General features: G+C 72.1%; 18 protein-coding genes and 2 pseudogenes. 11 read left to right on the top strand and 9 right to left on the bottom strand.

Annotation, left to right across the window (positions count from 1 at the left end; genetic code table 11):
- Positions 1 to 3: 3 nt before the first annotated feature.
- Together ACN28G_RS16125 and ACN28G_RS16120 are read right to left on the bottom strand one after the other, a co-directional pair.
- Entirely contained in the window at positions 4 to 765 is a 762-nt protein-coding gene (locus ACN28G_RS16125; RefSeq protein WP_091440849.1) for an SDR family oxidoreductase, read from the bottom strand.
- Positions 766 to 946: 181 nt separating this feature from the next.
- The gene (locus ACN28G_RS16120) at positions 947 to 1,240 is read right to left on the bottom strand and encodes an antibiotic biosynthesis monooxygenase family protein (RefSeq protein ID WP_091440845.1); all 294 of its coding nucleotides are present in this window, start codon (positions 1,238 to 1,240) and stop codon (positions 947 to 949) included.
- A gap of 156 nt (positions 1,241 to 1,396) precedes the next feature.
- Here ACN28G_RS16120 and pnuC point away from each other — a divergent pair, with 156 nt between their 5' ends.
- From pnuC to ACN28G_RS16105, 3 genes are all read left to right on the top strand, one after another.
- Positions 1,397 to 2,050 (top strand): nicotinamide riboside transporter PnuC, encoded by a 654-nt coding sequence (pnuC, locus tag ACN28G_RS16115; protein ID WP_091440842.1) that lies wholly within the window; start codon positions 1,397 to 1,399, stop codon positions 2,048 to 2,050.
- Positions 2,047 to 3,201, top strand: a complete 1,155-nt coding sequence (locus ACN28G_RS16110; RefSeq protein ID WP_421479545.1) for an AAA family ATPase — start codon at positions 2,047 to 2,049, stop codon at positions 3,199 to 3,201. Before pnuC ends, ACN28G_RS16110 begins: the two co-directional genes overlap by 4 nt.
- A gap of 418 nt (positions 3,202 to 3,619) precedes the next feature.
- Positions 3,620 to 4,618 (top strand): TerC family protein, encoded by a 999-nt coding sequence (locus tag ACN28G_RS16105; RefSeq protein WP_091446747.1) that lies wholly within the window; start codon positions 3,620 to 3,622, stop codon positions 4,616 to 4,618.
- Positions 4,619 to 4,635: 17 nt separating this feature from the next.
- On the opposite strand, the gene ACN28G_RS16100 is transcribed toward ACN28G_RS16105, so the two are convergent.
- Both ACN28G_RS16100 and typA read right to left on the bottom strand, forming a co-directional pair.
- The gene (locus ACN28G_RS16100; protein WP_421480923.1) at positions 4,636 to 5,481 is read right to left on the bottom strand and encodes a serine hydrolase; all 846 of its coding nucleotides are present in this window, start codon (positions 5,479 to 5,481) and stop codon (positions 4,636 to 4,638) included.
- Between the two features lie 67 nt (positions 5,482 to 5,548).
- Positions 5,549 to 7,417: a translational GTPase TypA gene (gene typA / locus ACN28G_RS16095; RefSeq protein WP_091440838.1), complete on the bottom strand. Its 1,869-nt coding sequence runs from the start codon at positions 7,415 to 7,417 to the stop codon at positions 5,549 to 5,551.
- Between the two features lie 132 nt (positions 7,418 to 7,549).
- Between typA and ACN28G_RS16090 the strand changes: the two genes are divergently transcribed.
- Positions 7,550 to 8,965, top strand: coding sequence for a VTT domain-containing protein (locus ACN28G_RS16090; RefSeq protein ID WP_091440835.1), 1,416 nt, complete (start codon positions 7,550 to 7,552; stop codon positions 8,963 to 8,965).
- 31 nt (positions 8,966 to 8,996) lie between these two features.
- Here ACN28G_RS16090 and ACN28G_RS16085 read toward each other — a convergent pair whose 3' ends face one another.
- A complete protein-coding gene (locus tag ACN28G_RS16085) occupies positions 8,997 to 11,168 on the bottom strand; it encodes an MMPL family transporter (protein ID WP_091440833.1) in 2,172 nt (723 codons plus the stop codon).
- Between the two features lie 135 nt (positions 11,169 to 11,303).
- Here ACN28G_RS16085 and ACN28G_RS16080 point away from each other — a divergent pair, with 135 nt between their 5' ends.
- The 3 genes and pseudogenes from ACN28G_RS16080 (at position 11,304) to ACN28G_RS16070 (ending at position 13,604) form a co-directional block, all read left to right on the top strand.
- The gene (locus ACN28G_RS16080; RefSeq protein WP_091440828.1) at positions 11,304 to 11,819 is read left to right on the top strand and encodes a MarR family winged helix-turn-helix transcriptional regulator; all 516 of its coding nucleotides are present in this window, start codon (positions 11,304 to 11,306) and stop codon (positions 11,817 to 11,819) included.
- A gap of 162 nt (positions 11,820 to 11,981) precedes the next feature.
- Positions 11,982 to 12,482: pseudogene (locus ACN28G_RS16075) on the top strand (MarR family transcriptional regulator); the annotation flags it as partial.
- A 261-nt stretch (positions 12,483 to 12,743) separates the two neighbouring features.
- Positions 12,744 to 13,604 (top strand): hypothetical protein, encoded by an 861-nt coding sequence (locus tag ACN28G_RS16070; RefSeq protein WP_091440823.1) that lies wholly within the window; start codon positions 12,744 to 12,746, stop codon positions 13,602 to 13,604.
- A gap of 215 nt (positions 13,605 to 13,819) precedes the next feature.
- Here the strand turns inward: ACN28G_RS16070 and ACN28G_RS16065 are convergent, their stop codons facing one another.
- The gene (locus ACN28G_RS16065; protein ID WP_091440819.1) at positions 13,820 to 14,023 is read right to left on the bottom strand and encodes a cold-shock protein; all 204 of its coding nucleotides are present in this window, start codon (positions 14,021 to 14,023) and stop codon (positions 13,820 to 13,822) included.
- Positions 14,024 to 14,182: 159 nt separating this feature from the next.
- Between ACN28G_RS16065 and ACN28G_RS16060 the strand changes: the two genes are divergently transcribed.
- The gene (locus ACN28G_RS16060) at positions 14,183 to 14,872 is read left to right on the top strand and encodes a class I SAM-dependent methyltransferase (protein WP_091440814.1); all 690 of its coding nucleotides are present in this window, start codon (positions 14,183 to 14,185) and stop codon (positions 14,870 to 14,872) included.
- 40 nt (positions 14,873 to 14,912) lie between these two features.
- Here the strand turns inward: ACN28G_RS16060 and ACN28G_RS16055 are convergent, their stop codons facing one another.
- Both ACN28G_RS16055 and ACN28G_RS16050 read right to left on the bottom strand, forming a co-directional pair.
- On the bottom strand, positions 14,913 to 15,566 hold the full coding sequence (locus tag ACN28G_RS16055; RefSeq protein ID WP_091446736.1) for an MBL fold metallo-hydrolase: 654 nt from the start codon (positions 15,564 to 15,566) through the stop codon (positions 14,913 to 14,915).
- Between the two features lie 8 nt (positions 15,567 to 15,574).
- Positions 15,575 to 16,291 carry a maleylpyruvate isomerase family mycothiol-dependent enzyme gene (locus tag ACN28G_RS16050; protein ID WP_091440811.1) on the bottom strand — a complete coding sequence of 239 codons (717 nt, stop codon included), beginning with the start codon at positions 16,289 to 16,291 and terminating at the stop codon, positions 15,575 to 15,577.
- Positions 16,292 to 16,470: 179 nt separating this feature from the next.
- Between ACN28G_RS16050 and rsgA the strand changes: the two genes are divergently transcribed.
- The 3 genes and pseudogenes from rsgA to ACN28G_RS16035 all read left to right on the top strand — a co-directional run bounded on the left by rsgA (position 16,471) and on the right by ACN28G_RS16035 (position 21,533).
- Positions 16,471 to 17,541, top strand: coding sequence for a ribosome small subunit-dependent GTPase A (gene rsgA, locus ACN28G_RS16045; protein WP_091440808.1), 1,071 nt, complete (start codon positions 16,471 to 16,473; stop codon positions 17,539 to 17,541).
- 216 nt (positions 17,542 to 17,757) lie between these two features.
- A pseudogene (gene uvrA, locus ACN28G_RS16040) lies at positions 17,758 to 20,712 on the top strand (excinuclease ABC subunit UvrA); the annotation flags it as partial.
- Between the two features lie 347 nt (positions 20,713 to 21,059).
- Positions 21,060 to 21,533, top strand: coding sequence for a Rieske (2Fe-2S) protein (locus tag ACN28G_RS16035; protein ID WP_091440806.1), 474 nt, complete (start codon positions 21,060 to 21,062; stop codon positions 21,531 to 21,533).
- Positions 21,534 to 21,609: 76 nt separating this feature from the next.
- On the opposite strand, the gene ACN28G_RS16030 is transcribed toward ACN28G_RS16035, so the two are convergent.
- Positions 21,610 to 24,459 (bottom strand): penicillin acylase family protein, encoded by a 2,850-nt coding sequence (locus ACN28G_RS16030; protein WP_421480922.1) that lies wholly within the window; start codon positions 24,457 to 24,459, stop codon positions 21,610 to 21,612.
- Between the last annotated feature and the right edge of the window lie 12 nt (positions 24,460 to 24,471).

The raw sequence follows: 24,471 nt of genomic DNA, 5'->3' as shown, positions 1-24,471 counted from the left end.
CCGTCACCGGTACCGGTGGAAACCGCCCTCCGAGTCGATCACCTGGCCGGTGATCCAGCTCGCCTCCGGCGAGCAGAGGAAACGGACCAGTCGGGCCGCGTCCTGCGGGGTGCCCCAGCGCCTGCCGGGGAAGAGCTCCGCCACGGCGGCGTGCGCGTCCGGCGTGGCGTAACCGGTGTCGGTCGGCCCCGGATTCACGCAGTTGACGGTGATCCCGCGGGGCGTCAGCAGCACGGAGAGTTGGGTGGTCAGATTCTCCACCGCGGCCTTGCTGGCGGCGTAGGCCAGCTCGGCGGGCATCGGACCGAGCCGCTGCCCGCTGGAGAAGAGCACCAACCGGCCACCGGAGTCGCCGCTGAACGCCGCGCCGAACGCCTCGGCGAGCAGTAGCGTGGCCCGTACGTTGACCAGCAGGTGCCGGTCGATCTCCGTGGCGTCCAGCGACCCGAGCTCGGTGCGGGTGGAGTAGGCGTGCACGGCCACCACCGCGTCGAGGCGGCCGTGCCGGCGGACCGCCTCGGTGACCAACTCGCCGGGGGCGGCCGCGTCGAGCAGGTCGGCGGGGACGAACCCGGCCCGGTCACCCAGCTCACTCAGGAGCGCGGGCACCCCATCGGGATCCCCGCCGTAGGGCTGGGCGTCGTCGTACGCCGGCAATCCGGTCAGCAGCAACCGCCACCCGTCGGCGGCGAACATCCGGGCGACGGCCGCGCCGATGCCGATCCGTCTGCTCACCCCGGTCACCAGCACGACCCGCTCCGTCATGGTCGACAGTCAATCGCCTCTCGCCGTGGCGAGTCCAGTCGATTGCCTGCGTCGGCACGACGCCGGCCGATGTCATCCGGGCGCGGTCGCCGGGCCCGACGCCCCCGTAGCCCGCCGGGACTGGCGACCGCCGGCGGACGGTACCCCGGGGTACGACAGTTCCGGCCGGTCCGTCGAAGTTTCAGGCGGGTACGTCGACGAAGTGCTCGACCACCGGCGGGCCGGCGAAGTGCGGGCCGATCAGCGAGCGCCACCGCTGGAACCGCTCGGTGGCGCGGAAGTTCTCCTCGTGCGCCTCGACCGAGTCCCACTCCACCAGCAGCACGAACCGGGTGGGGGACTCGATCCCCCGGGTCATCCGCACCGACCGGCAGCCCGGGGCCCCGGCGAGAACCGGATGACCTTCGGCGTACGCGGCGGCGAAGTCGTCCTCGTGTCCGGGCAGTACGTCGATGAGCGCGACCTCAAGCACCATGTCGAAAGCCTCCCACGTGGACCCGACCACCGTGCCCGCCGGGGTCCGCCCACCCGCAGGAGGGGCCGAGGCGGCGGTGCTCGACGGGCCGAAACGGCTATCGCCGCCCCAGGGGCAGCTCGTCTAGGGTGGGCTCGCGCGAATGGGGAGAGTTTGATGATCGACTGGCTGACGGTCCCGGTGTTCGAGGTGGCCGGGGTCGGCACCACCCGGGCCGAGGTGCTCGGGTTCGTCACCGGCGTGCTCAACGTCTGGCTGGTGGCCCGGCAACGGATCGCGAACTGGCCGGTCGGCATCGCCAACGTGCTGCTGCTGATGGTGCTCTTCTGGACCGCCGGTCTGTACGCCGACGCCGGCCTGCAGATCGTCTACGTCGGGCTGGGGCTGTACGGCTGGTGGCACTGGCTGTTCGGCGGCGAGCAGCGCAGCCGGCTCACGGTCAGCCGTACCGGCCGGCGGGAGTGGCTGCTGCTGGCGGTGGCCGGCGCGCTGCTCACCGGCGGGCTCTGGACCCTGCTGGAACGGGCCACCGACTCGACCGTGCCGCTGGCCGACGCGCTGACCACCGCCCTGTCCCTGCTGGCCACCTACGGACAGACCCGCAAGCTGGTGGAGAGTTGGTGGGTGTGGATCGCTGCGGACCTGATCTACATCCCGTTGTACGCGTACAAGGGGCTCTGGCTCACCGCCGGGCTCTACCTGATCTTCCTGGCCCTCTGTGTGCTGGGCCTGCGGGCCTGGCGGGCCGACCTGCGGGCCGCGGCACCGGCCACCCCGGTGCAGCCCGGCCCCGCTCCGGCGGCGGCGTGAGCACCGACGGCGGCATGCGTACCGACGGCGTGAGCACCGACGGTGTGCGTACCGACGGCGGGCCGATCGCCCGGCAGCCTGCGGTGGCCGACCTGGAGTTCCGGCACGCGATGGTGGTGGGCAAGTTCTATCCGCCGCACGCCGGGCACCACGCGTTGATCGAGGCGGCGGCGGCCCGGTGTGCCCGGGTGACCGTGGTGGTGGCCCCGTCCCGGCGCGAGTCGATCCCGCTGGACCTGCGGGTGGCGTGGCTGCGCGAGGTGCACGCCAGCACCGGGCGGGTCCGGGTGGTCGGCCGGTACGACGACCATCCGGTCGACTACACCGATCCGGTCGCCTGGGACGCGCACTGCGCGGTGTTCCGCGAGGCGGTCGGGCCGGACCCGGTCGACGCGGTCTTCTCCTCCGAGCCGTACGGCGAGGAGCTGGCGCGCCGGTTCGACGCGGTGCCGGTCTGCGTGGACGTGGACCGCCGGGCCGTGCCGGTCTCCGGTACGTCGGTGCGGGCCGACCCGGTCGGGCACTGGCGTTGGCTGAGTCCGCCGGTGCGGGCGTGGTTCGTGCGGCGGGTGGTGGTTCTCGGCGCGGAGTCGACCGGCACCACCACCATGGCCAGGGCCCTCGCCGAGCACTACGGCACCGGCTGGGTGCCCGAGTACGGCCGGGAGTTGACCGCCCGCAAGCTCGACCGGCTGCGCCGGGACCGACCGGAGGCGACGGTCGCCGACGTGACGTGGGACCGGGACGACTTCGCCGAGGTGGTCCGGGAACAGCAGGCTGCCGAGGACGCCGCCGCCCGCTCGTCCGGCCCGCTGTTGATCTGCGACACCGACACCCGGGCGACCGCCCTGTGGGAGGAGCGGTACCTCGGCTCGACATCGGCAGAGGTGCGGGCGGCGGCCCGGCGTCCGGCGCTGTACCTGCTGACCGATCACCGGCAGGTGCCCTTCACCGACGACGGGCTGCGCGACGGGGAACACCTGCGCGTCTGGATGACCGGGCGGTTCCGGGCCGAGCTGGCGACCAGTGGCGTACCGGTGGTGGAGCTGACCGGCAGCCACCGGCAACGGTTGGCGCGGGCCGTGGCGGCCTGCGACGCGGTGCTGGCCGCCGGTTGGTCGCTGGCCGATCCGTTGCTCCCACCGGCCTGACGACCGCAGTCACCGCCCCGGCCTGACGATCCGCAGCGGCCCGGTCCACCCTGACGACGACAGCCGCCGGGCCACCCCGGCAGTCGCCTCGGCCCAGTCTCCTAGGATGCTCTAGGCGTGGTGCCGTACGGCACCGGCACCACGTGATCTGTTCGGCATTCGACGCCACCGGGATGCGACGGAAGCCAACGATGGTGAACAATGGCCCGCGAGGAGGGGAGTATTCCCCTACGACGAGGTCGTCAGCACGGCCGGTCGCCGGTCCCGGTGGCCGACCCGGCGTCGTCGGTCACCGGCTCGCACCCGCGTCGGTGACGGAAGAGACCTCCGCCACCCACCAGAGTCAGCGTCGCCGGTATGCCAGCCCCGCCGGGGCAGTACGGTGTGCCCGACGTTGCGGGTCTGCCGGAGGATGAACGTGACCGTTTCCGTATGGGTGTGGGCGGCGACGCTGCTCGTGCTGGCCGTCGTCCTGGCGGTCGACCTGCTGATCATCGGTCGTCGCCCGCACGAGCCGAGCATTCGCGAGTCGAGCATCTGGGTCAGCCTCTACGTCGGACTGGCCCTGATCTTCGGCGCGGGGCTCTGGTTCGTCGCCGGAGCGCGCCCGGCCGGCGAGTTCTTCACCGGCTGGCTCACCGAGTACAGCCTCTCGGTCGACAACCTCTTCGTCTTCGTGATCATCATGGCCCGGTTCGCGGTGCCCCGGCAGTACCAGCAGAAGGTGCTGCTGATCGGCATCGTGCTGGCGCTGGTGATGCGCGGTGGCTTCATCGCCGCCGGTGCGGCCCTGATCACCCAGTTCTCCTGGGTCTTCTACCTGTTCGGAGCGTTCCTGATCTACACCGCGGTCAACCTGGCCCGGCAGGGCGAGCAGGAGGAGGACGAGTTCAAGGAGAACGTCCTGATCCGTTGGAGCCGTCGGGTGCTGCCCATCTCCGGCGACTACCACGACGCCAGGCTTACCAAGCGGGAGCACGGCCGCCGGTTGTTCACCCCGATGCTGATCGTGATGATCGCCATCGGCACCACCGACCTGATCTTCGCTCTCGACTCGATCCCGGCGATCTTCGGTATCACCCAGGAGCCGTATCTGGTCTTCACCGCCAACGTCTTCGCGTTGATGGGGCTGCGGCAGCTCTATTTTCTCCTCGGCGGTCTGCTCGACCGGCTGGTCTACCTGACCTACGGGCTGGCCGTGGTGCTCGGGTTCATCGGCGTCAAACTGGTGCTGGAGGCGCTGGCCGACAACCGGGTGCCGTTCATCAACGGTGGCGAGCACGTCGGCTGGGCCCCACACATGCCGATCTGGCTGTCCCTGGTGGTGATCCTGAGCACCCTCGCCGTGGCCACCGTGGCCAGCCTGGTCAAGTCCTCCGTGGACCGTCGCCGCGCGCTGGCCAAGAGCCCGTACTGACCGGTCGCCGTCTGGGGTCAGTGGGCGGGGGTCAGTTGCTGCCGGGCCTGCCACGACCGGGCCGAGAGGTCCGCGAGCAGCCGGCAGGCGTCCACGTCGCGGCCCTCGGTGGTGGTGCAGACGACCAGCACGTACGGCGGGGCGTCGTCGGGGTAGACCACCCCGGCACCGTGCCGGACGCCGCGTACCCAGCCGCTCTTGTGTGCGATCGGGGTACCTTCGGGTAGCCCGGCGGCGAGGTCGTCGCGGTGCTGCTGGGCCAGGAGCACGTCGCGCATGGCCGCACAGTGGGCGGGGGAGGCCAGCGGTCCCCGGCGGGTGGCACCGGTGGCGATCGCCGCGAGCAGGGCGGCGAGATCGGCGACGGTGACCAGGTTGGCGATGCCGGCGTCCCGGGCGGCGAAGTCCTCGATGCCCCGGCCGGTGACGCTGTGCCGGGCACCGGCTGCCGCCCAGACCCGGGCGACCGCCGGCAGCCCGACGTGGTCGAGCAGGATGTTGGTGGCCAGGTTGCTGGAGCGGACGATCATGCGTTCGGCGAGCCAGCGCAGCGTCGCCCCGGTGCCGAGGCGGGCCCAGACGGCCTGGTCGTTGTCGAAGTGCGGGGCGCAGGAGAACCGGGGCGCGTCCGGACGGGCGGAGGCGAACTCGTTGACCACCTCGACGGGGGCGTCCAGGTCGAGCCGGCCGGACTCGGCGGCCCGGTGCAGCGCGGCGAGCACGGCGACCTTCATCGTGCTCGCCGCGTAGTGGGTGGCGTCGGCCCGCCGCGTCCAGGTGGGTGGGGCGTCGAGTCGACCCAGGTACGCCGACACGCTCCCGCCGAGTCCGTCGAGTTCCCGGTCGACCTCGGCGAAGTTCACCACGCCCACTCCTGACCTGGCCGGGCCCCACCCCCGGTGTGGTGGCGGGGCCCGTTCGACGGGTACCTCAGCCGGCGTGCTTGCGGCGGGCGGCGGCCCGCCCCCGCGTGGTCTGGTCGAGCACGACCTTGCGGATCCGCACCGCGGCCGGGGTCACCTCGACGCACTCGTCCTCCCGGCAGAACTCCAGGGCCTGCTCCAGGGAGAGTTTGCGTGGCGGGATCAGCTTCTCGGTCTCGTCGGAGGTCGAGGCCCGCATGTTGGTGAGCTTCTTCTCCTTGGTGATGTTGACGTCCATGTCGTCGGAACGGGAGTTCTCTCCGACGATCATGCCCTCGTAGACCTCGGTGGTGGGCTCGACGAAGAGCTGGCCGCGCTCCTGCAGGTTGATCATCGCGAACGAGGTCACCGCGCCGGCCCGGTCGGCCACCAGGGAGCCGTTCTGCCGGGTGCGCAGCTCACCGAACCAGGGCTCGTAGGACTCGAAGACGTGGTGCAGGATGCCGGTGCCCCGGGTGTCGGTGAGGAACTCGGTGCGGAAACCGATCAGGCCACGCGCCGGGACCAGCCACTCCATCCGGATCCAGCCGGTGCCATGGTTGACCAGCTGCTCCATCCGGCCCTTGCGGGTGGCCAGCAGCTGGGTGATCGCGCCGAGGTACTCCTCGGGGGAGTCGATGGTGAGCCGCTCGACCGGCTCGCAGACCTTGCCGTCGATCTCCCGGGTGACCACCTGCGGCTTGCCGACGGTCAGCTCGTAGGACTCCCGGCGCATCTGCTCGACCAGGATCGCCAGGGCCAGCTCGCCCCGGCCCTGCACCTCCCACGCGTCGGGGCGCTCGGTGGGCAGCACCCGCAGCGAGACGTTGCCGATCAGCTCCTTGTCGAGCCGGTCCTTGACCATCCGGGCGGTGACCTTGGCGCCCTTGACCCGGCCCACCAGGGGCGAGGTGTTGGTGCCGATGGTCATCGAGATGGCCGGCTCGTCGACGGTGATCAGGGGCAGCGGCCGGGGGTCCTCGGCGTCGGCGAGGGTCTCGCCGATCATGATCTCCGGGATGCCGGCGACGGCGATGATGTCACCGGGGCCGGCGGACTCGGCGGGCTTGCGCTCCAGTCCCTCGGTCATCAGCAGTTCGGAGATGCGGACCCGCTGGGTGCTGCCGTCGGTGCGGCACCAGGCGACGGACTGGCCCTTGGCGATGGTGCCCTGCCGGACCCGGCACAGCGCGAGCCGACCCAGGAAGGGGGAGGCGTCGAGGTTGGTGACGTGCGCCTGCAGCGGGGCGTCCTGGTCGTAGGCGGGGGGCGGGATGGTGTCGAGCAGGGTCCGGAAGAACGGCTCCAGGGAGTTGCTGTCGTCGGGTACGGCCCCGTCGGCCGGCTGGGTCAGCGAGGCGATGCCGTCGCGGGCGCAGGCGTAGACGATCGGGAAGTCGATCTGGGTCTCGTCGGCGTCCAGGTCGAGGAAGAGCTCGTAGGTGTCGTCCACGACCTCCTTGATCCGGGCGTCGGGACGGTCCACCTTGTTGATCACCAGGATGATCGGCAGCCGGGCCCGCAGTGCCTTGCGCAGCACGAACCGGGTCTGCGGCAGCGGTCCCTCGCTGGCGTCGACCAGCAGCACCACCCCGTCGACCATGGTCAGGCCCCGCTCCACCTCGCCACCGAAGTCGGCGTGCCCGGGAGTGTCGATGATGTTGATGGTGACCGGCTCCGAGCCGTCCGCCGGCAGGTACCGCACGCCGGTGTTCTTGGCCAGGATGGTGATGCCCTTCTCCCGTTCCAGGTCCATCGAGTCCATCACCCGCTCGGTCGTCTCGCCGCGGGCGCCGTAGGCGCCGGCCTGCCGCAACATGGCGTCGACCAGGGTGGTCTTGCCGTGGTCGACGTGAGCGATGATGGCGACGTTGCGGAGGTCGGTGCGAAGCTGCATGGGTCCATCCTCCCGCCTGCTCGGTTCCGAGGCCGAATCGGGGTCACCCCCGGTTCCCCCGGATCTCTGTCGTAACTCCTGCCGTCATCGGTACGGCGGCTGGCATGCTGGCCGCGTGATGCGGAAGCCGTCGTGCACGATCTGCTGAATTCCCTGCAGGGACTGCCGTCCCTGGCGATCTACGTGATCGCCGCGGTGTTGGTGGCCGGGGAGACCGCGGTGATCTTCGGTTTGTTGGTGCCGGCCGAGGCGACGCTGCTGCTTGTCGGTTTCCTCACCTACGCCGGCACGCTGCGGCTGGGGCCGGCGCTGTTGGTGATGATTGTCGCAGCGGTGACCGGTGACACGCTGGCCTTCCGCTCCGGTCGCCGGTACGGACCGAGGCTGCGGGCCAGCGGGCTGGGCACCCGGGTCGGGGCGGCCCGGTGGGACCGGGCGGACGCGATGCTGGGCCGGCTGGGTGGGCGCGGCATCTTCGGGGCCCGGTGGCTGGCCTTCGCCCGTACCCTGGTGCCCCGCCTGGCGGGCGCCTCCGGCATGCCGTACCGGCGGTTCCTGCCCTGGAACGTCGGTGGCGTGCTGACCTGGGTGGGCGGGTCGGTGCTGGTGGGGTATCTGGCCGGGGAGTCCTACGAGACGGTGTCCCGGCTGCTGGGGCAGGCCACCGGTGCGTTGCTGCTGTTGGTGGTCTGCCTGGTGGCGGTGGTGTTGACCGGCCGGTGGCTGGGGCGCAATCCCGATCCGGCGCGGGCCCTGTTGTCCCGGGCCGTGGCGCTGCCCCCGGTGCGTTGGCTGCGGGACCGGTACGGGGTGTTGTTCTTCCTGGTCGCCATGCGGGTCGGGCCGGTCTGGACGTTCCTGTTGAACCTGACCGCCGGGCTGGCGCTGGTCGTGGCCGCCGGGTTCGCCGTGACCTGGCTGCTCGGGGTGGTGGTCCGCAACAGCGGGCTGGCGCTGGTCGACGGTGCGATCGCCGCCTGGTTCGCCCAGCGGCGGACCCCGGGGGCGGTCGACGTGACGATGCTGGTGGTGTCGGTGCTGCGGGGGTCGTACCTGATCGTGGTGGTGGCGTTGGTGGCCGCGGTGCTGGCCTGGCGGCACCGGACGTGGCGGGCGGATCTGCTCGGGCTCCTGGGCACCGTCGGGGCGTTCGTGCCGCTGCTGGTCCTGGCGGTGGCCACCGACACCATCGGTGCGGACGGGGCGGAGCTGTGGTTTCCGACCCAGGGCGCGGTGACGACCGCGAGCCTGTGCACGTTGGCCTGGTTGCTGGCCCGGGGCACCCGGTGGCCGGTGGCGGTGGCGGTCTGGACCGCGGCGGTGGCCGGCGTGGTCGGCATCGGGCTGGCCCGCCTGTACCTGGGGGTCAGTACGGCCAGCGGCACGGCGACGGCGGTCCTGCTCGGGGCGGCGTGGCCGGCGGTGTTCATGGTCGCCTGGGCGACCCGCGCGCGGCTCACCCCGGGCCCGACGCCGCCGCGGCAGCTGGCTGTCGGTGCCGAGGACGCCGCCCGGCAGGGGGAGAGGGAGCGGGGCGGGGCCGGATGAGGTCCGTCCCCGCCCCACGGTGGTCGTCCGGTCAATCCCGGCTGGTCACCGGCGCCGGCGCACCGGCTGTCTGGTCGGGCCGGTTGGCTGGTGGGCCCGGCTCGTCAGCCGGGTGCGCTGCCGAGGCGGTGCGGTTGATCCGGCCCGGCCACCAGAAGCGGTCACCGAGCAGGAACACCAGCGCCGGTACGAGCACGGTGCGGACCAGCAGCGTGTCGAGCAGGACGCCGATGCAGACGATGATCCCGATCTGGGTGAGCGTGAGCAGCGGCAGTACGCCGAGGACGGCGAAGACCGCGGCGAGCAGCACGCCGGCGCTGGTGATGACCCCGCCGGTGACCCGGAGCGCGGAGAGCATGCCGGCGCGGGTGCCGGTGCGCCGGGCATCCTCCCGGGCCCGGGTGACCAGGAAGATGTTGTAGTCCACGCCGAGGGCGACCAGGAACACGAAGCCCAGCAGGAGCACCCCGCTGTCGAGGGCGGGGAAGCCGAGCACGTGGTCGAAGAGCAGCCAGCCCGCGCCGATGCTGGCGAAGAAGGACGCGATGACGGTGAGCACCAGCAGGATGGGGGCGACGATGCCGCGCAGGAGCAGCACCAGGACGCTGCCGACCAGGAGCAGGATCAGCGGCAGGATGAGCTGCAGGTCCTTGCGGTCGGCCTGGGCGGAGTCGTAGGTGGCGGCGACGGTGCCGCCGACCAGGGCGCCGTCGAAGCTCCCGGCGCCCTCGACCGCCGGTGGCGCGGAGCCGGGTACGGCGGCGACGGCGTCGCGCAGCGCCTCGATGGTCCGGTCGGAGGCGGCGGTGCCCGGCTCGGCCTCGATCACCACGTCGATCTGGGCGACGGTGTCGCCCGCGTCGCCGGGGCGGGCGGAGGCCACCCCGTCCACCTCGGCGGCGGTGGCGGTGACGGCCTGCGCCGCCGCGGGGGTGGTCAGGACGGTGACGGGTTGGGTCGTCCCGGCCGGGAAGGCCCGCGCGAGGGTTTCCGCGCCGGCGACCGCCTCCGGTTTGACCCGGAACTGCTCGGTCTCGGACAGGCCGGTGCGGATGCCGAGGCCGCCCAGGGCGAGGCCGGCCAGGAGCAGGGTGGCCAGCAGCGCCACCGGGACCGGGCGGCGCTCCACGAGCGCGCCGAGCCGGCCCCAGAGCCGACCCTCGCGGGCTGGTCCGCCGACGCGGGGCACGAAGGGCCAGAACAGCCCCCGGCCGAAGATCACCAGTGCGGCGGGGAGGACGAACAACGCCGACGCCATGGCGAAGACGACACCGGTGGCGCAGGCCACCGCCAGGGCCCGGTTGGTTTCCTGCTCGGACAGCAGCAGGGTGAGCACGCCGAGCACGACGGTGGAGCCGCTGGCGAGGATCGGCTCGGCGGTGCGGCGCAGCGCCGCGCGCATGGCGACGAAGCGGTCCTCCTCGCGGCGCAGCTCCTCCCGGTAGCGGGCGATCAGCAGCAGGGCGTAGTTGGTGGCGGCGCCGAAGACCAGGACGCTGGCGATGCCGGTGACGGCGCCACCGGCGAAGTGGATCCCGACGGCCGGCACGATGGTCTCGATGGCCCGCAGGGTGAGCTGCTCGGTCGCCGCCACCACCAGCAGCGGCACGATCCACAGGAACGGGCTGCGGTAGGTGACCAGCAGGAGCAGGGCGACCACGGCGGCGGTGAAGGCCAGCAGGGTGGTGTCCGCACCCTCGAAGACGTTGGTGAGGTCGGTGGTGAACGCCGGGGGACCGGTCACCTCGACGGTGAGGACGTCGGGCAGTCCGGTCAGGCCGGCCCGTAGCTCCTTGACGGTGTCGGCGACCTGCTCCTGGCCGCCGCTGGTGGACAACGGCACGGCGACCAGGGCGACCGTGCCGTCCGGGGAGAACTGGGGTGAGCTGGTCCGGCCGCCGACGGCGAAGGAGTTCAGCGGGTCGGTGGTGCCGGCTACCGCCGCGCGGTCTTCCTCGGTGAGCGCGGCGCGGTCGGCGCGGCTGACCACGACGATCGCCGGTTGGACGTCGCGCGAGGGCAACTCGTCCTGGAGGCGCTGGACCTGGGTGGACTGCCACTGGGTGGAGAGCCCGGTCGAGGAGACCGGGGCCGGGTTGTCGGGCGTGGGCAGCGCGAAGACGGCCGCGCCGAGAGCGATCGCGGCGGCCACGGTGAGCCAGGCGGCCAACCGGCCGCGCACGACGCGGGTGAACACGGACATCCAATGCCTCAAGGTCTCTCGCAGGAGGCCACCTGGCATCTCCCGACAGTCGAATATCTTGATAGGCGAGATTATCGGCAGTTGAGTTATGCTGCAACCCGCGGCGAGGGGGTGACGGACGTGGCAGGGCACGGCATGTACCGGCGCAGGGACACCCGGCGGGCGCACCTCGTCGCGGAGATCGCGGCCGACCTGCGGCGCTACAGCGGTGACGCCCAGCACGTCGGGCACGCCTTCGCCAACCTGCACGGCCTCAACGCCACCGACCTGCAGGCCCTGCTCGCCGTGATGGACGCCGAGCTGGCCGACGACCCGATCACCCCGGGTCGCCTGGGTGAGCACCTCAACCTCTCCTCGGGCTCGGTGACCGCCCTGGTCGACCGGTTGGAGCGGGGCGGTCACGTCCGCCGGGACCGGGACACCGCCGACCGCCGCAAGGTCTTCCTCCGGTACGCCGACCGGGGTGCCGCCCTGGCCATGGACTTCTTCCGTCCGCTGGGCCGCCGCACCGACCAGGTGATGGACGCCTTCAGTGACGCCGAGCTGGAGGTGGTGCACCGGTTCCTGGCCGCGATGGTGACCTCGATGGCCGAGCACCGCGACTCGGTGCGCACCGCCCGACCGGAGCAGCCCCGCCACCGCACCGGTTGACCGGCCCACCGCTGGCCGGGCGCCCGGTCGACTCGCTCGGCAGCAGGCGGCCGGGCAATTGCGCGCCGTGGCGCGGCCGGGAAGAGACCGGAATCCGCGTTGCCGGTTTTATGCTGGATGCCATGCCCGTGAGGGGTCCGACGTCACCCGGAGGTGGCCAGGGTGGCAGCGTCCGGCAGCCGTCCGTCGCAGGGCGCGGCCCGGGCGCGGCTCACCGGCGAGGCCGTGGCCGGTCTGCGCCGGCTGCTGACCCACGGGCAGCAGGCCGGGGCTGCCTTCGCCCAGCTGCACGGCCTCGTCGACACCGATCTGCGGGCGTTGATCGCGGTCCGGGACGCCGAATCGGCCGCCGATCCGCTCACCCCCGGCCGTCTCGCCGACCATCTGGACCTCTCCCCGGGGTCGGTGACGGCCCTGCTCGACCGGCTGGAACGGGCCGGACACCTGCGCCGCGACCGCGACGGCGCCGACCGGCGACGGCTGCTGCTGCGTGACGCGGTGCAGGGGACCAGCCTCGCCGAGGAGTTCCGCCGGCCGCTGGACACCGCCGCAGACGCGGCTATGGCTACCTTGAGTGACGATGAGTTGGTAGTGGTGAGTCGTTTCCTGGCCGCCGTGGCGGATGGTCTACGGGCGCAGCGGGATGCCGCCCGGCGTGGCCGCAGCGGCCGGGCACCCTCGCGAGTGTCCGAGATAATCCCAGCTCAGCCCGCTTCCGGTGCGGATCAGGGTGCGGTGGTTCGTGAGCGGGACTCGCGGGGTGCTTCGGTGAGAAAAACGGACATTTGACGTTGTTACCTTTCGATGCCCGTAAGTAACTTTGGGTCATCGCCTGATGATCCTGATCGGGCATCCGTACCGGAGCTCCACGGTGGCCAGGGGTGGTTCCCCGTGCCGCTCCGGCCGCACCAGAGGAGGTAATCGATGACTCGGGCACCGGCGAATCTGCTGGCTGTGCGCAGCCTGCTGCTACGACATCTCAACACCGATCCGGACCGGGTTCGGGACGACGACCTGGAGCCCAACGAGGTCGGTATCGTCGGCGACGCCAACCACCGGGGTGGCTACCACTGTGGCTCGGACCGGGTGGTGACCAACGACTACTCGGTGGTCGAGTCGACGCGCGACCGCAACGGCCTGACCCTCGACGCCTCGGCGCTGGACGTCGGCATGTTCCGCGTCACGTCCCGCGGACGTACCCATGACCTGCGAAGTTTCTCGGTCTGGTGCGTCTCCCAGTGCGTTGCCGGCGCGGCCGACACCCGCGACATCCGCGAAATCATCTACTCCCCGGACGGGCGGGTCGTGCGGCGGTGGGACCGGCTGGGCCGGCGTACCACCGGCGACAACTCCCATCTCTGGCACACCCACGTCAGTTTCTTCCGGGACGCCACGAAGGCGGGGCGGGACCAGACCCCGCTGTTCCGCCGCTACCTGACCAGCATCGGACTACTGGAGGAAGACATGAGCGAGCAGGCCGAGAACGAGATCCACAACGTCTACCTCGGGATGTTCTACGGCGGTACGAGCATGGGGCGCAAGGTCGACCCGGACGGGCCGGGTGGCGCTGAGGCAGCCAACAGCATGGTCGCCAAGCTGGACTACACGATGTTGCGGCTGGACGCGCTCGTGGCGCAGGTCAGCCAACTGCCCAGGCAGGCAGTCAACGAGCAGGCGGTGATCGCCGGCGTCCTCGCCGGGCTGACCCCCGAGAAGCTCGCCGCGCTGCTCCCGTCGAGCCTGGTCACCCAGGTCGCCGACGAGATCGACCGCCGGATGGCGTGACACCACGGCCGACCGGGTGACCACGGTCGGGCGCAGTCGGCAGCGAGCATTGCGCAACACCCGTTGCGCGATGGCCGCTGCGGCTGTGCGTCAGCGGCGACTACGGGTTTGTCGCGATCGTCACCCGGGCGGTGACGTGACCTGAGCCGGGTGCCGGCGGCGAGTCCGAGCCGTGGCGACGGTCGGAACCCGGCCGCCGCCACCGGCACACAGACTTACAGCGGACGGACGTTGTCCGCCTGCGGACCCTTCTGCCCCTGGGTCACCTCGAACTCGACCTTCTGCGCCTCATGCAGTTCCCGGTAGCCGCTCGAAGCGATCGCCGAGTAGTGCACGAAGACGTCGGGGCCTCCGCCGTCCTGCTCGATGAAGCCGAAGCCCTTTTCCGAGTTGAACCACTTGACCGTGCCGGTTGCCATGCATCTCTCCCTGTTTCCTGCGGCTGACCACCGGCCATTGGTCGATGATCGCCTGTTCCACCCCGAACAGTAGCCGGCCGAGGCCCGATTCGCTGGCCGAAGTGCCGCAGGCCGCGCCGACGAAGGGGGATCTGCCTCCGGCCGGCCCTCCGGTGGGGCATGCTTGCCCCGGTGAGAACAGGTGCCGCACTGACGGAGCTGGAAAACGAGATCGGTGTGCCCGGTGCGGGCATGGACCGGCTCCGGCTGATGCCCACCCCGTTCGTGCCGGAGGTGCGACTACACCTGGCCGAGGACGCGATCGTCTGGTGGGCCCGGATGGAGGCCAGTGCCGGCAACGCGCTGCCGGCGCCGTACTGGGCCTCGGCCTGGGCCGGCGGTCAGGCCCTGGCCCGCCACCTGCTCGACCACCCCGAGCTGGTCGCCGGGCGTCGGGTGCTGGACCTGGCCACGGGCTCCGGGCTGGTCGCCATCGCCGCCGCCCTGGCCGGGGCCGAGCGGGTCGAGGCCAACGACATCGACCCGTACGCGCTGGCTGCCGCGACCGTCAACGCCCGGGCCAACGGGGTCACCGTCGTGACCAGCAGCGGTGACCTGCTGGACGCACCCCGACCGGCGGCGGACCTGCTGGTGGCCGGGGACGTCTTCTACACCCCGGCGATGACCGCCCGGATGCTGGCCTTCCTGGACCGGATCTCCGCCGCCGGGGTCGAGGTGCTGGTCGGCGATCCCGGCCGTGGCGAGCTGCCACCGCACCGGTTGTCGGTGGTCGCCAGCTACTCGGTACCGACCACCGAACCGTTCGTCGACTCGCCGGTGCGCCGGGTGCAGGTGCTGCGGGGCGGCTGACCGGTGGTGCGCCGGGCGGCACCCGGCGCACCGACCCGGGTCACCAGCCCCGGGTACGCCACTGCGGCAGCGAGGGCCGCTCCGCGCCGATCGTGCTGTCCCGGCCGTGCCCGGGATAGAACCAGGTCTCGTCCGGCAGCCGGGCGAAGAGCTTCTGCTCGACGTCGTCGATGAGGCTGCCGAAACGCTCCGGGTCCCGGTCGGTGTTGCCCACGCCACCGGGAAAAAGTGAGTCCCCGGTGAACAGGTGCGGGCTGCCGGCCGGGTCGCGGTAGAGCAGCGCGATCGAGCCGGGGGTGTGGCCGACGAGGTGGATGACCTCCAGGGTGCAGTCACCGACGGTGACGGTGTCGCCGTCGGTGAGCGGTTGGGTGGGGATCGGCAGGCCGGCCGCGTCGTCGACGTGGGCCAGCGCCCGGGCGCCGGTCTTGGCGACCACCTCCTCCAGGGCCACCCAGTGGTCCATGTGCTGGTGGGTGGTGACCACGGTGGCGAGCCCGGCGTCGCCGACCAGGTCGAGCAGTCGGGGCGCTTCGTTCGCCGCGTCGATCAGCGCCTGCTCACCGGTGGACCGGCAGCGCAGCAGGTAGGCGTTGTTCTCCATCGGCCCGACCGCCACCTTGGTGATGGTGAGCTGGTCGAGTTCGCGTACGGCCGGCGCGCCGCCGACGGTGACGTCTCCGCGGTAGGTCATCGTGTTCTTCAGATCCATTCCGGTGGGATGGGCAACGGGCCGTCGGGATCGACGGTGAGCAGGTCGCCACCGGACCGGCCGATCAGCCAGGCGGCGAGGTCGTGGACGGGGCCCCGCACGGTGGGTGCCCCGGCGCGGTCGCCGAGCGCCAGCTCGTGCCGGCTGCCGTCGACGCGCAGGACCATGGCCGGCACGTCCGTCCGGTCGGCCATGGTGGTGGTCACGTCGTGCAGGAGCCGGTGGGCGAAGGCAGGTGTCCAGTCGGTCGGCCGGTAGCCGGCCGCCAGGTCGACGTGGTGCACCTCCAGCTCGCGCAGCCGCCCCCAGACCAGCTGGGCGGCGGGCCACGGGCCGCGCCGGGTCTCGACGGTGGCCGCCCATGCCCGTACCGGCATCGCGGCGACCGCCTCGGTGAACCGGTCCGCGCTACGGCGCAGGTCGTCGAGGTGGGCGGCGGGCGGTCGGGCGGCACCGACCTGGATGTCGGCGGTACGGCTCGCCGCGCTGGCGTACATCGGGATGCGTTGGCCGGTGCGGGCGGCGGTGAGCAGGTTGACGAAGCCGTCGGCGTTGCGGGCCAGGTGGGTCAGCACGTGGCCACGGGTCCAGCCGGGCAGCGCCGATCCGGCCGTGACGCCGGCGGTGTCGAAGGTGGCTGCGGTGTCCAGCAGGCGGGCCGTGGCCTCGGCCACCGCTCCGGTCAGCAGGAGCGGATCGGTGGTCACCCGTCGACCCTATCGGTCCGGGCCGGCCCGTGTCGTCGGGGAAATCGCTTTCGGCGCGGCGGTCCGGCCCCTACCGTCGGCGTGGTACGCGGCACCGCGACGGCACAGGGGGGTGGTGGCATGCCGGTGGCAGCACGCGGACACCGCCACGACCAGCTCTCGACCGTGATGAGGATGCGATGACCGTCGACTTGACCGCCCTCGGCTGGGACGCCGGATGGGCGAGCCTTCCGTACCGGCGTACCGGTCGGCGGCCCGGCCGGGTCACCCGGGTCGACCGGGGGGTCTGCACCGTGCTCGGCGCGGACGGTCCGGTGCGCGCCACCCTCGGTGGCGCGGTGCTGGCCGACGCCGCCCGGGACCTGACCCGGTTGCCCTGCGTCGGCGACTGGGTGCTGCTGGGTGCCTGGCCGGACGGCCGGGCCACCATCGAGACGGTGCTGCCGCGCCGTACCGCGTTGATCCGTCGGACCGCCGGCAAGGACGCCAGCGGTCAGGTGCTCGCCGCCAACCTGGACACCGCCGCCGTGGTCGAGCCGGTGCACCCCGAGCCGGACAACGGCCGGATCGAACGGCTGCTCGCCCTGGTCCACGAGTCGGGGGCACGGCCGGTGGTGGTGCTCACCAAGGCCGACCTGGCCGCCGACGCCGCCACCATCGCCCGGCAGCTCGCCGAGGTCGCCCCCGGGGTGCCGGTGCTGCCGGTCAGCGCCGAGCGGGGCACCGGGCTGGGCCCGCTGCGCCCGCTGGTCGCCGCCGGCCGCACCCTGGGGCTGCTGGGGCCCTCCGGTGCGGGCAAGTCGAGCCTGGTCAACGCGTTGGCCGGGGCGACGGTGATGCCGACCCAGGCGATCCGCCGGGTCGACGGCAAGGGTCGGCACACCACCGGGTGGCGGGCGTTGGTGCCCGTCCCGCGCGGTGGCGCGGTCGTGGACACCCCCGGGGTACGGGCGGTGGGTCTGCTGGACGGCTCGGCCGGGCTGGACCGCGCCTTCACCGACATCGCCGAGCTGGCCACCGGCTGCCGGTACGGCGACTGCGCCCACGAGGCCGAGCCGGCCTGCGCGGTGCGGGCGGCGGTGGACAGCGGTGAGTTGAGCGTCCGGCGTTGGGAGAGCTGGCGTCGGCTGCGGGGGGAGGTGGCCTTCGAGTCGGGTCGCCGCCAGGCCCGGTTGGCCGCCGAGCGGCGCGGCGGCTGGCGCAACGGGCGACGCCGGGCGCCCCGCCCGGCCACCCCGGGCGGCTTCTGACCCCGCCCGACCGGGTTGAGCTGGGGGAATGGCGGCGTGCGGGAAAGTGTCGTACCTCGGGGCTAGAGTTGCCGAGGCGTCTTCCTGCGCCCCGACAACCGCTCGCGGATCCCCCGTACGGAGTCCACAAAGCCGTACGGATCCATCAGAGCCGTACAGATCCCGCCAGAGCGGCACAGACCCGCCTCATCTTCTGCACCCGGGAGCACACGTACCGTGGCCGACCGTCTGATCATCCGTGGCGCGCGCGAGCACAACCTGCGTGACGTGAGTCTCGACCTGCCTCGGGACGCCCTGATCGTGTTCACCGGGCTCTCCGGCTCGGGCAAGTCCAGCCTGGCCTTCGACACGATCTTCGCCGAGGGGCAGCGTCGGTACGTGGAGTCGCTGTCGTCGTACGCCAGGCAGTTCCTCGGCCAGATGGACAAACCGGACGTCGACTTCATCGAGGGCCTCAGCCCGGCGGTGTCCATCGACCAGAAGTCCACCTCCCGCAACCCGCGCTCCACCGTGGGCACGATCACCGAGGTCTACGACTACCTGCGGCTGCTCTTCGCCCGGGTCGGGGTGCCGCACTGCCCGGTCTGCGGGGAGCTGATCTCCCGGCAGAGCCCCCAGCAGATCGTCGACCGGGTCCTCGCCATGGCCGAGGGCACCCGGTTCATGGTGCTCGCCCCGGTGATCCGGGGCCGCAAGGGCGAGTACGTCGACCTCTTCGCCGAGCTGCAGTCCAAGGGCTACGCCCGGGCCCGCATCGACGGGGTGGTGCACCCGCTGACCGAGCCGCCGAAGCTCAAGAAGCAGGAGAAGCACACCATCGAGGTGGTGATCGACCGGCTCACCGTCAAGGCCAGCGCCAAGCAGCGGCTGACCGACTCGGTGGAGGCCGCCCTCGGGCTCGCCGGCGGCATCGTACTGCTCGACTTCGTCGACCTGGCCGAGGACGACCCGGACCGGGAGCGGCGTTACTCCGAGCACCTGGCCTGCCCCAACGACCATCCCCTGGCGATCGAGGACCTGGAACCCCGGGTCTTCTCCTTCAACGCGCCCTACGGCGCCTGCCCGGAGTGCACCGGTCTGGGCACCAAGAAGGAGGTCGACCCGGAGCTGCTCATTCCCGATCCGGAGCGGTCCCTGCGGGAGGGCGCCATCCAGCCCTGGTCCGGCGGGCAGACCCTGGAGTACTTCCTCCGGCTGCTGGAGGCCCTCGGCGACGCCGAGCACTTCGACCTGGACACGCCCTGGCGGGCGCTGCCGTCGCGGGCGCAGAAGACGATCCTGCACGGCTCCGACGACCAGGTGCACGTGCGGTACCGCAACAAGTACGGCCGCGAGCGCTCCTACTTCACCGGCTTCGAGGGCGTGGTGCAGTGGATCGAACGCCGGCACACCGACACCGAGAGCGAGTGGTCCCGGGAGAAGTACGAGGGCTACATGCGTGACGTGCCCTGCGCGGCCTGCGGCGGGGCCCGGCTCAAGCCGGAGGTGCTCGCGGTCACCCTGGCCGGCCGCAGCATCGCCGAGGTCTGCAACCTGTCGGTGGGGGAGGCGGCCGACCTGCTGGCCGGCATCGAGTTGACCGACCGGCAGAAGATGATCGCCGAGCGGGTGCTCAAGGAGATCAACGCCCGGCTGCGGTTCCTGCTCGACGTGGGCCTGGACTACCTCTCCCTGGACCGGGCGGCCGGCACCCTCTCCGGCGGGGAGGCCCAGCGCATCCGGCTGGCCACCCAGATCGGCTCCGGCCTGGTCGGTGTCCTCTACGTGCTCGACGAGCCGTCGATCGGCCTGCACCAGCGGGACAACCACCGGCTGATCGAGACGCTGATCCGGCTGCGCGGGCTCGGCAACACGCTGATCGTGGTGGAGCACGACGAGGACACCATCCGCACCGCCGACTGGATCGTCGACATCGGCCCCGGCGCGGGCGAGCACGGCGGTCGGATCGTGCACTCCGGCTCGGTGCCGGAGCTGCTGACCAACCCGGAGTCGGTGACCGGGGCGTACCTGTCCGGGCGGCGGGAGATCCCCACCCCGGCGCGGCGGCGTCCGCAGACCGCCGGCCGGGAGCTGGTGGTGCACGGCGCCCGGGAGCACAACCTGCGCAACCTGAACGTGTCGTTCCCGCTCGGTCAGCTGATCGCGGTCACCGGGGTCAGCGGCTCCGGCAAGTCGACGCTTGTCAACGACATCCTCTACGCGGTGCTGGCCAACCAGATCAACGGCGCCCGGCTGGTGCCCGGCCGGCACACCCGGGTCAGTGGCCTGGAGCACGTGGACAAGGTCGTCGGCGTGGACCAGTCGCCGATCGGCCGGACCCCGCGCTCCAACCCCGCCACCTACACCGGGGTCTGGGACCACGTCCGGAAGCTCTTCGCCGAGACCACCGAGGCCAAGGTCCGGGGGTACGGGCCGGGCCGGTTCTCGTTCAACGTCAAGGGTGGCCGCTGCGAGGCCTGCTCCGGCGACGGCACCCTGAAGATCGAGATGAACTTCCTGCCCGACGTGTACGTGCCCTGCGAGGTGTGCAAGGGCGCCCGGTACAACCGGGAGACCCTGGAGGTGCACTACAAGGGCAAGACCGTCTCCGACGTGCTGGAGATGCCGATCGAGGAGGCGGCCGAGTTCTTCTCCGCCATCCCGGCCATCCACCGGCATCTGAAGACGCTTGTCGACGTCGGTCTGGGCTACGTCCGGTTGGGTCAGAGCGCGCCGACGCTCTCCGGTGGCGAGGCGCAGCGGGTCAAGCTCGCCTCGGAGCTGCAGAAGCGCTCCACCGGGCGGACCGTCTACGTGCTCGACGAGCCGACCACCGGGCTGCACTTCGAGGACATCCGCAAGCTGCTGATGGTCCTGGAGGGCCTGGTCGACAAGGGCAACACGGTGATCACCATCGAGCACAACCTCGACGTGATCAAGACCGCCGACTGGTTGATCGACATGGGGCCCGAGGGTGGGCACCGGGGCGGTCTGGTGCTGGCCACCGGCACCCCGGAGGAGGTCGCCGAGGTCGCCGAGAGCCACACCGGTCAGTTCCTGCGTCCGGTGCTCAAGCTCGACGGCGCAGCCCGGGGCGCGGCGGCGGCCACCACCCGGGCGGCCAGGGCCAACGGCACCAAGGCCACCAAGGCCACCAGCACCAAGGCCACCAAGGCCACCGGCACCAAGGCCACCGGCACCAAGGCCACCGGCACCAAGGCCGGCCGCGCTGCTGGTGCCGGCAAGGCCGATGGCACCGGCAAGGCTGCTGGTGCCGGCAAGGCCGCTGGTGCCGCGGTGGTCGACGGTGCCGGTAAGACGGTTGGTGCGGCGGCCGACGGCGCCGGCAAGGCGGCCGGTGCCGCCAACGGCCCGTCGCGGTCGACCCGCCGGACTCCCGCCAAGGCCCGCTGACCGGACAACCACGGGCCACTCAGGCATTTCCCAGGCTTTCGGGGTGAACTGGGTCCCATCACCATCCGTGTACGCAGGAGAGGCCGCGATCACCACGGTGCGGCAGCCGAGAGAGGGAGCCAGACATGAGTGACGACCAGGTGTTCGACGCCCCGGTCACGCAGACGCGGCGGACCCTGCTGGCGGGGGCCGGTGCCCTCGGGGCGGCCGTCGTGCTGACCGCCTGCGGCAGCGACCGGCCCACCGCGACCACCGACAACGAGCCCGACGGCGACGGCTCCACCGGGGGCGACGGTTCCCCCGGCGACGGCGCGGCGGTGCTGGCCAAGACCGCCGACATCCCGGTCGGCGGCGGGAAGGTCTTCGCCCCGCAGGGCGTGGTCGTCACCCAACCCACCGCGGGGGAGTTCAAGGCCTTCGACCCGATCTGTACCCACCAGAACTGCCCGGTGTCCAACGTCGACGGCGGCACCATCAACTGCACCTGCCACGGCAGCAAGTTCTCCATCACCGACGGCTCGGTCCAGGGCGGCCCGGCCACCAGGCCGCTGGCCGCCAAGGAGGTCACCGTCTCCGGCGAGGACATCACCCTGGCCTAGCCGAGCCGGTCCCGCGCTCCCCTCAGGTTAAGAAGGGGCCCCTGCTATACCGAAAGCGTTAAGCAGGGGCCCTTCCTTACCGTTGGGTGGGGAAGGAGACGACCTGCTGGTAGGTGGGGCGGTTCTGCCAGGCGATGGTGGCGTGGGTGATGCCGCCCAGCGGCGCCTGGACGATCGCGTCGGCGCACCACTGGTCGCCCGCGGGGCAGCTGTCGTCGCCGGGGTAGGTGACGGTCGCCGGGGTCGCCGCCGCCGTGGCCAGGGTGTCGAGCAGCAGCTGCCGGCAGCCGGTCAGGCTGCCCCCACCGCAGTGGGTACGCCCCGGACCGCCGGCCACCGGCTCGCCGAGCACCGCACGCAGGTCCTTGTCGACATAGCCCCACCAGCCGTACTGGAAAGCCGAGCCCTTGTGGGTCTGGGCGGTGCTGGCCGAGGTGGGCAGGGTGGAGGTGTCGCCCCGCTGGTGGCCGGAGGGTGACTCGTTGACCTGGAGGGTGTCGACGAGCGCCTGGTAGAGCTCCGCGCCGAGCGGGGCCCGGAACATCGCCCGGACCAGCAGCGGCCACCAGGCGTCGAAGGTCCGGATCGCCTCGGCGTGCCGGTACACCCGGCTGCCCTTGGCGGTCTCCACCCGCAGCGCGCCGTCGGCCCGCCACGCCCTGAGTCGACCGATCTCGGCGGCCAGCGCGGGGTCACCGACGGGTTGGCTCTCCAGCACCCGGATCAGCTCGTCGAGCACCTCGGCCCCGCGCAGGTCGGTCAGGCCGGCCCGCTGCACCAGCTCGGTCAACGAGGCCCGGTCGAAGGTGCGCCCCGCCGCGATCGCCGCCTTCAACGGCCGGTCGAGCAGGTCGGCGCGGTGCACCGCGCCGAAGCTGAAGTTGCCGTCGGCCGCACCGAAGTCCTTCGCCTGCTTGTTGTTCCAGCTGACGTAGTAGTCCTGGTCGGTCGACTGCGGGTGGGCGGCGGCGGGCGCGTAGCGGGCAGTGTTCGTCGTCGGGTCGAAACCCTGCCACTCGTACGCCGGGTCGGCCCGCATCGGCAGGTTCGGGTTCGTACCGTCGGCGCGCAACGGGTTGAGGCCCGAGTTGTAGTACCCCGACTCGGTGGAGTTGACGTAGAACCAGTTGAACGCGTACTCGACGTTCTGGGCCGAGGTGCGGAAGGCCGCCGCGGAGCCCATCTGGGCGGGGTCGTTGAACATCTGGAAGCCGATCGCCGAGTCGGCCTCGTGCCGGTAGGTGGAGCGCAGCTGGGTGAAGGCGTGCGGTTGTCCGTCCACCATGGCCCGCCAGCCGACCAGGCCGAGCCGGGTCCGCCAGGCGACCAGCTTGTACGACCCGGGCGGCGTGCCGTCGGCGACCGTCGGGGTCCACCGGTTGACCCGGGACAGCTCCTCCATGGCCAGGCACTGCCCCCGGTACCGGTACCGGTTGCTGGCCAGGGTGGGGGTACTGCCGTCGGCGGTGCAGAGCGGCACCGCGTAGGTGTCGGTGATGTCGTGCACCGACGAGGTGGCGCTCCAGGCGTAGTCCTGTCCCCGGCCGAGCAGCACGTACAGGTTGAGCCCGGCGAACGCGGCCCCCCGGGCGCTGATGCCGGGGCCCTGCAGTTCCTGCACCATCAGCAGCTGCGGCGAGAAGTAGCCGGTCTGCGGGCCGAAGACCGCGATCGGGTGGCCGGTGGCGGAGTGTGCGGCGGAGACCACGGCCGCGTTGGACATTCCCCGGTGCGCCGGGTCGATGGTCAGCCCGGACAGCGCGGCGGCCAGCTCCGAGCCGCGTCCGGTGCCGGCGGTGGTACGGGCGGAGCCGGTCGGGTCGGTGAAGATCGGTTCGAAGGTGGCGGTGCCGGCGTCGGGCAGCACCACGCTCGGCGCGTCCGGGTCGGCGTCGCCGTAGCGGAAGCTCTGCCCGTCGTGCAGGGTCAGCACCGTCTCGGGGTCGTTCTCGTTGCGGAAGCCGGCCCACACCCGGTCGCCCTCGGCCGGCCCGTAGCGGGCCCGGGCGGCGATGCGGACCAGCGCGGACTGCATCTCGGTGCCACCTCCGCCGCCGAAGAGGCCACCCACCACCCCGGCGATGGCGATCAGGTCGGTCAGCTGGAACGGCTCCGGGCCGCCGGCGTTGGTGATCGCGTCGAGGTGCCCGGTCAGCACGTACTCGCCTGGGCAGTTGCGGCGGGACATGCAGACGCCGATGTAGGCGTTGATGCCGGCGATGTACTCCTGCACGTCGGCGTAGAGCTGCTGGCCGCGCGGGCCCTTGGCGCGCAGCGCCTCGACCTGGGCGGTCAGGTCGGCCTCGGTGTACGGCGAGGTGCGCCAGACACTCTGTTCCAGGGCCCGGTTGCCCGGTGCGCCACCGGCGAACGGGGTCAACGTGCCCCGGCCGACGTGCCGGAGCAGGTCCATGGTGAACAGCCGGTCCTCGGCGCCGGCGTACCCGGCCCCGTACATGGTGCCGCCCCGGGTGGTGCCGGTGACGTGCGGTACGCCGGTGGCCCGGTCCCGCACGATGCGCACGTCGGCGCGGGGTGAGTAGGAGCGTTCGACCTGTCCGGCCGGGACCCCGAAGGAGGCGTCGTGGAAGAACTGGCCGATCTGGTCCTCGCGCAGCCCGGCGTAGCCGTAGACCAGGTCGGCGTAGCGGCCGAGCTGGTCGGCGGAGTGCCGGGGGAGGGTGCCGAGGGTCTGGTGGGCGAGGATCTCGACCAGGGTCGCGTTGCCGTTCTGGCCCGGCGGCAGGATCTCCGCGCACTGCCCGAGGCAGTAGTCCACGGGCGCGGCGGCGGTGGCGGGCGCTGCGGCGGGCGTCGCATCGGCGGGTGTCGCGGTGGACGGGGTGGGGGTGGCCACGAGCAGGGCGGCCACGCCGACGGCGGTGGTCGCGGCGGCCAGGAGTCGGGTGGTGGTGGGACGGGGCATGGTGATCCTCCG

Origin of the sequence: Micromonospora sp. WMMA1923, assembly GCF_049179195.1 — a bacterium.
Lineage (GTDB): Bacteria > Actinomycetota > Actinomycetes > Mycobacteriales > Micromonosporaceae > Micromonospora > Micromonospora yangpuensis.
This window is presented reverse-complemented; position numbering and strand designations above follow the sequence as displayed.

Excerpts from the sequence above, each read along its gene's own strand:
- ACN28G_RS16055 (WP_091446736.1), bottom strand. The coding sequence starts at position 15,566 with ATGACCTACCGCGGAGACGTCACCGTCGGCGGCGCGCCGGCCGTACGC.
- ACN28G_RS16060 (WP_091440814.1), top strand. The coding sequence starts at position 14,183 with ATGCTTGCCCCGGTGAGAACAGGTGCCGCACTGACGGAGCTGGAAAAC.
- ACN28G_RS16085 (WP_091440833.1), bottom strand. The coding sequence starts at position 11,168 with ATGTCCGTGTTCACCCGCGTCGTGCGCGGCCGGTTGGCCGCCTGGCTC.
- typA (WP_091440838.1), bottom strand. The coding sequence starts at position 7,417 with ATGCAGCTTCGCACCGACCTCCGCAACGTCGCCATCATCGCTCACGTC.
- ACN28G_RS16125 (WP_091440849.1), bottom strand. The coding sequence starts at position 765 with ATGACGGAGCGGGTCGTGCTGGTGACCGGGGTGAGCAGACGGATCGGC.
- ACN28G_RS16035 (WP_091440806.1), top strand. The coding sequence starts at position 21,060 with ATGAGTGACGACCAGGTGTTCGACGCCCCGGTCACGCAGACGCGGCGG.
- ACN28G_RS16065 (WP_091440819.1), bottom strand. The coding sequence starts at position 14,023 with ATGGCAACCGGCACGGTCAAGTGGTTCAACTCGGAAAAGGGCTTCGGC.
- ACN28G_RS16070 (WP_091440823.1), top strand. The coding sequence starts at position 12,744 with ATGACTCGGGCACCGGCGAATCTGCTGGCTGTGCGCAGCCTGCTGCTA.
- ACN28G_RS16030 (WP_421480922.1), bottom strand. The coding sequence starts at position 24,459 with ATGCCCCGTCCCACCACCACCCGACTCCTGGCCGCCGCGACCACCGCC.
- ACN28G_RS16080 (WP_091440828.1), top strand. The coding sequence starts at position 11,304 with ATGTACCGGCGCAGGGACACCCGGCGGGCGCACCTCGTCGCGGAGATC.
- ACN28G_RS16120 (WP_091440845.1), bottom strand. The coding sequence starts at position 1,240 with ATGGTGCTTGAGGTCGCGCTCATCGACGTACTGCCCGGACACGAGGAC.
- rsgA (WP_091440808.1), top strand. The coding sequence starts at position 16,471 with ATGACCGTCGACTTGACCGCCCTCGGCTGGGACGCCGGATGGGCGAGC.
- pnuC (WP_091440842.1), top strand. The coding sequence starts at position 1,397 with ATGATCGACTGGCTGACGGTCCCGGTGTTCGAGGTGGCCGGGGTCGGC.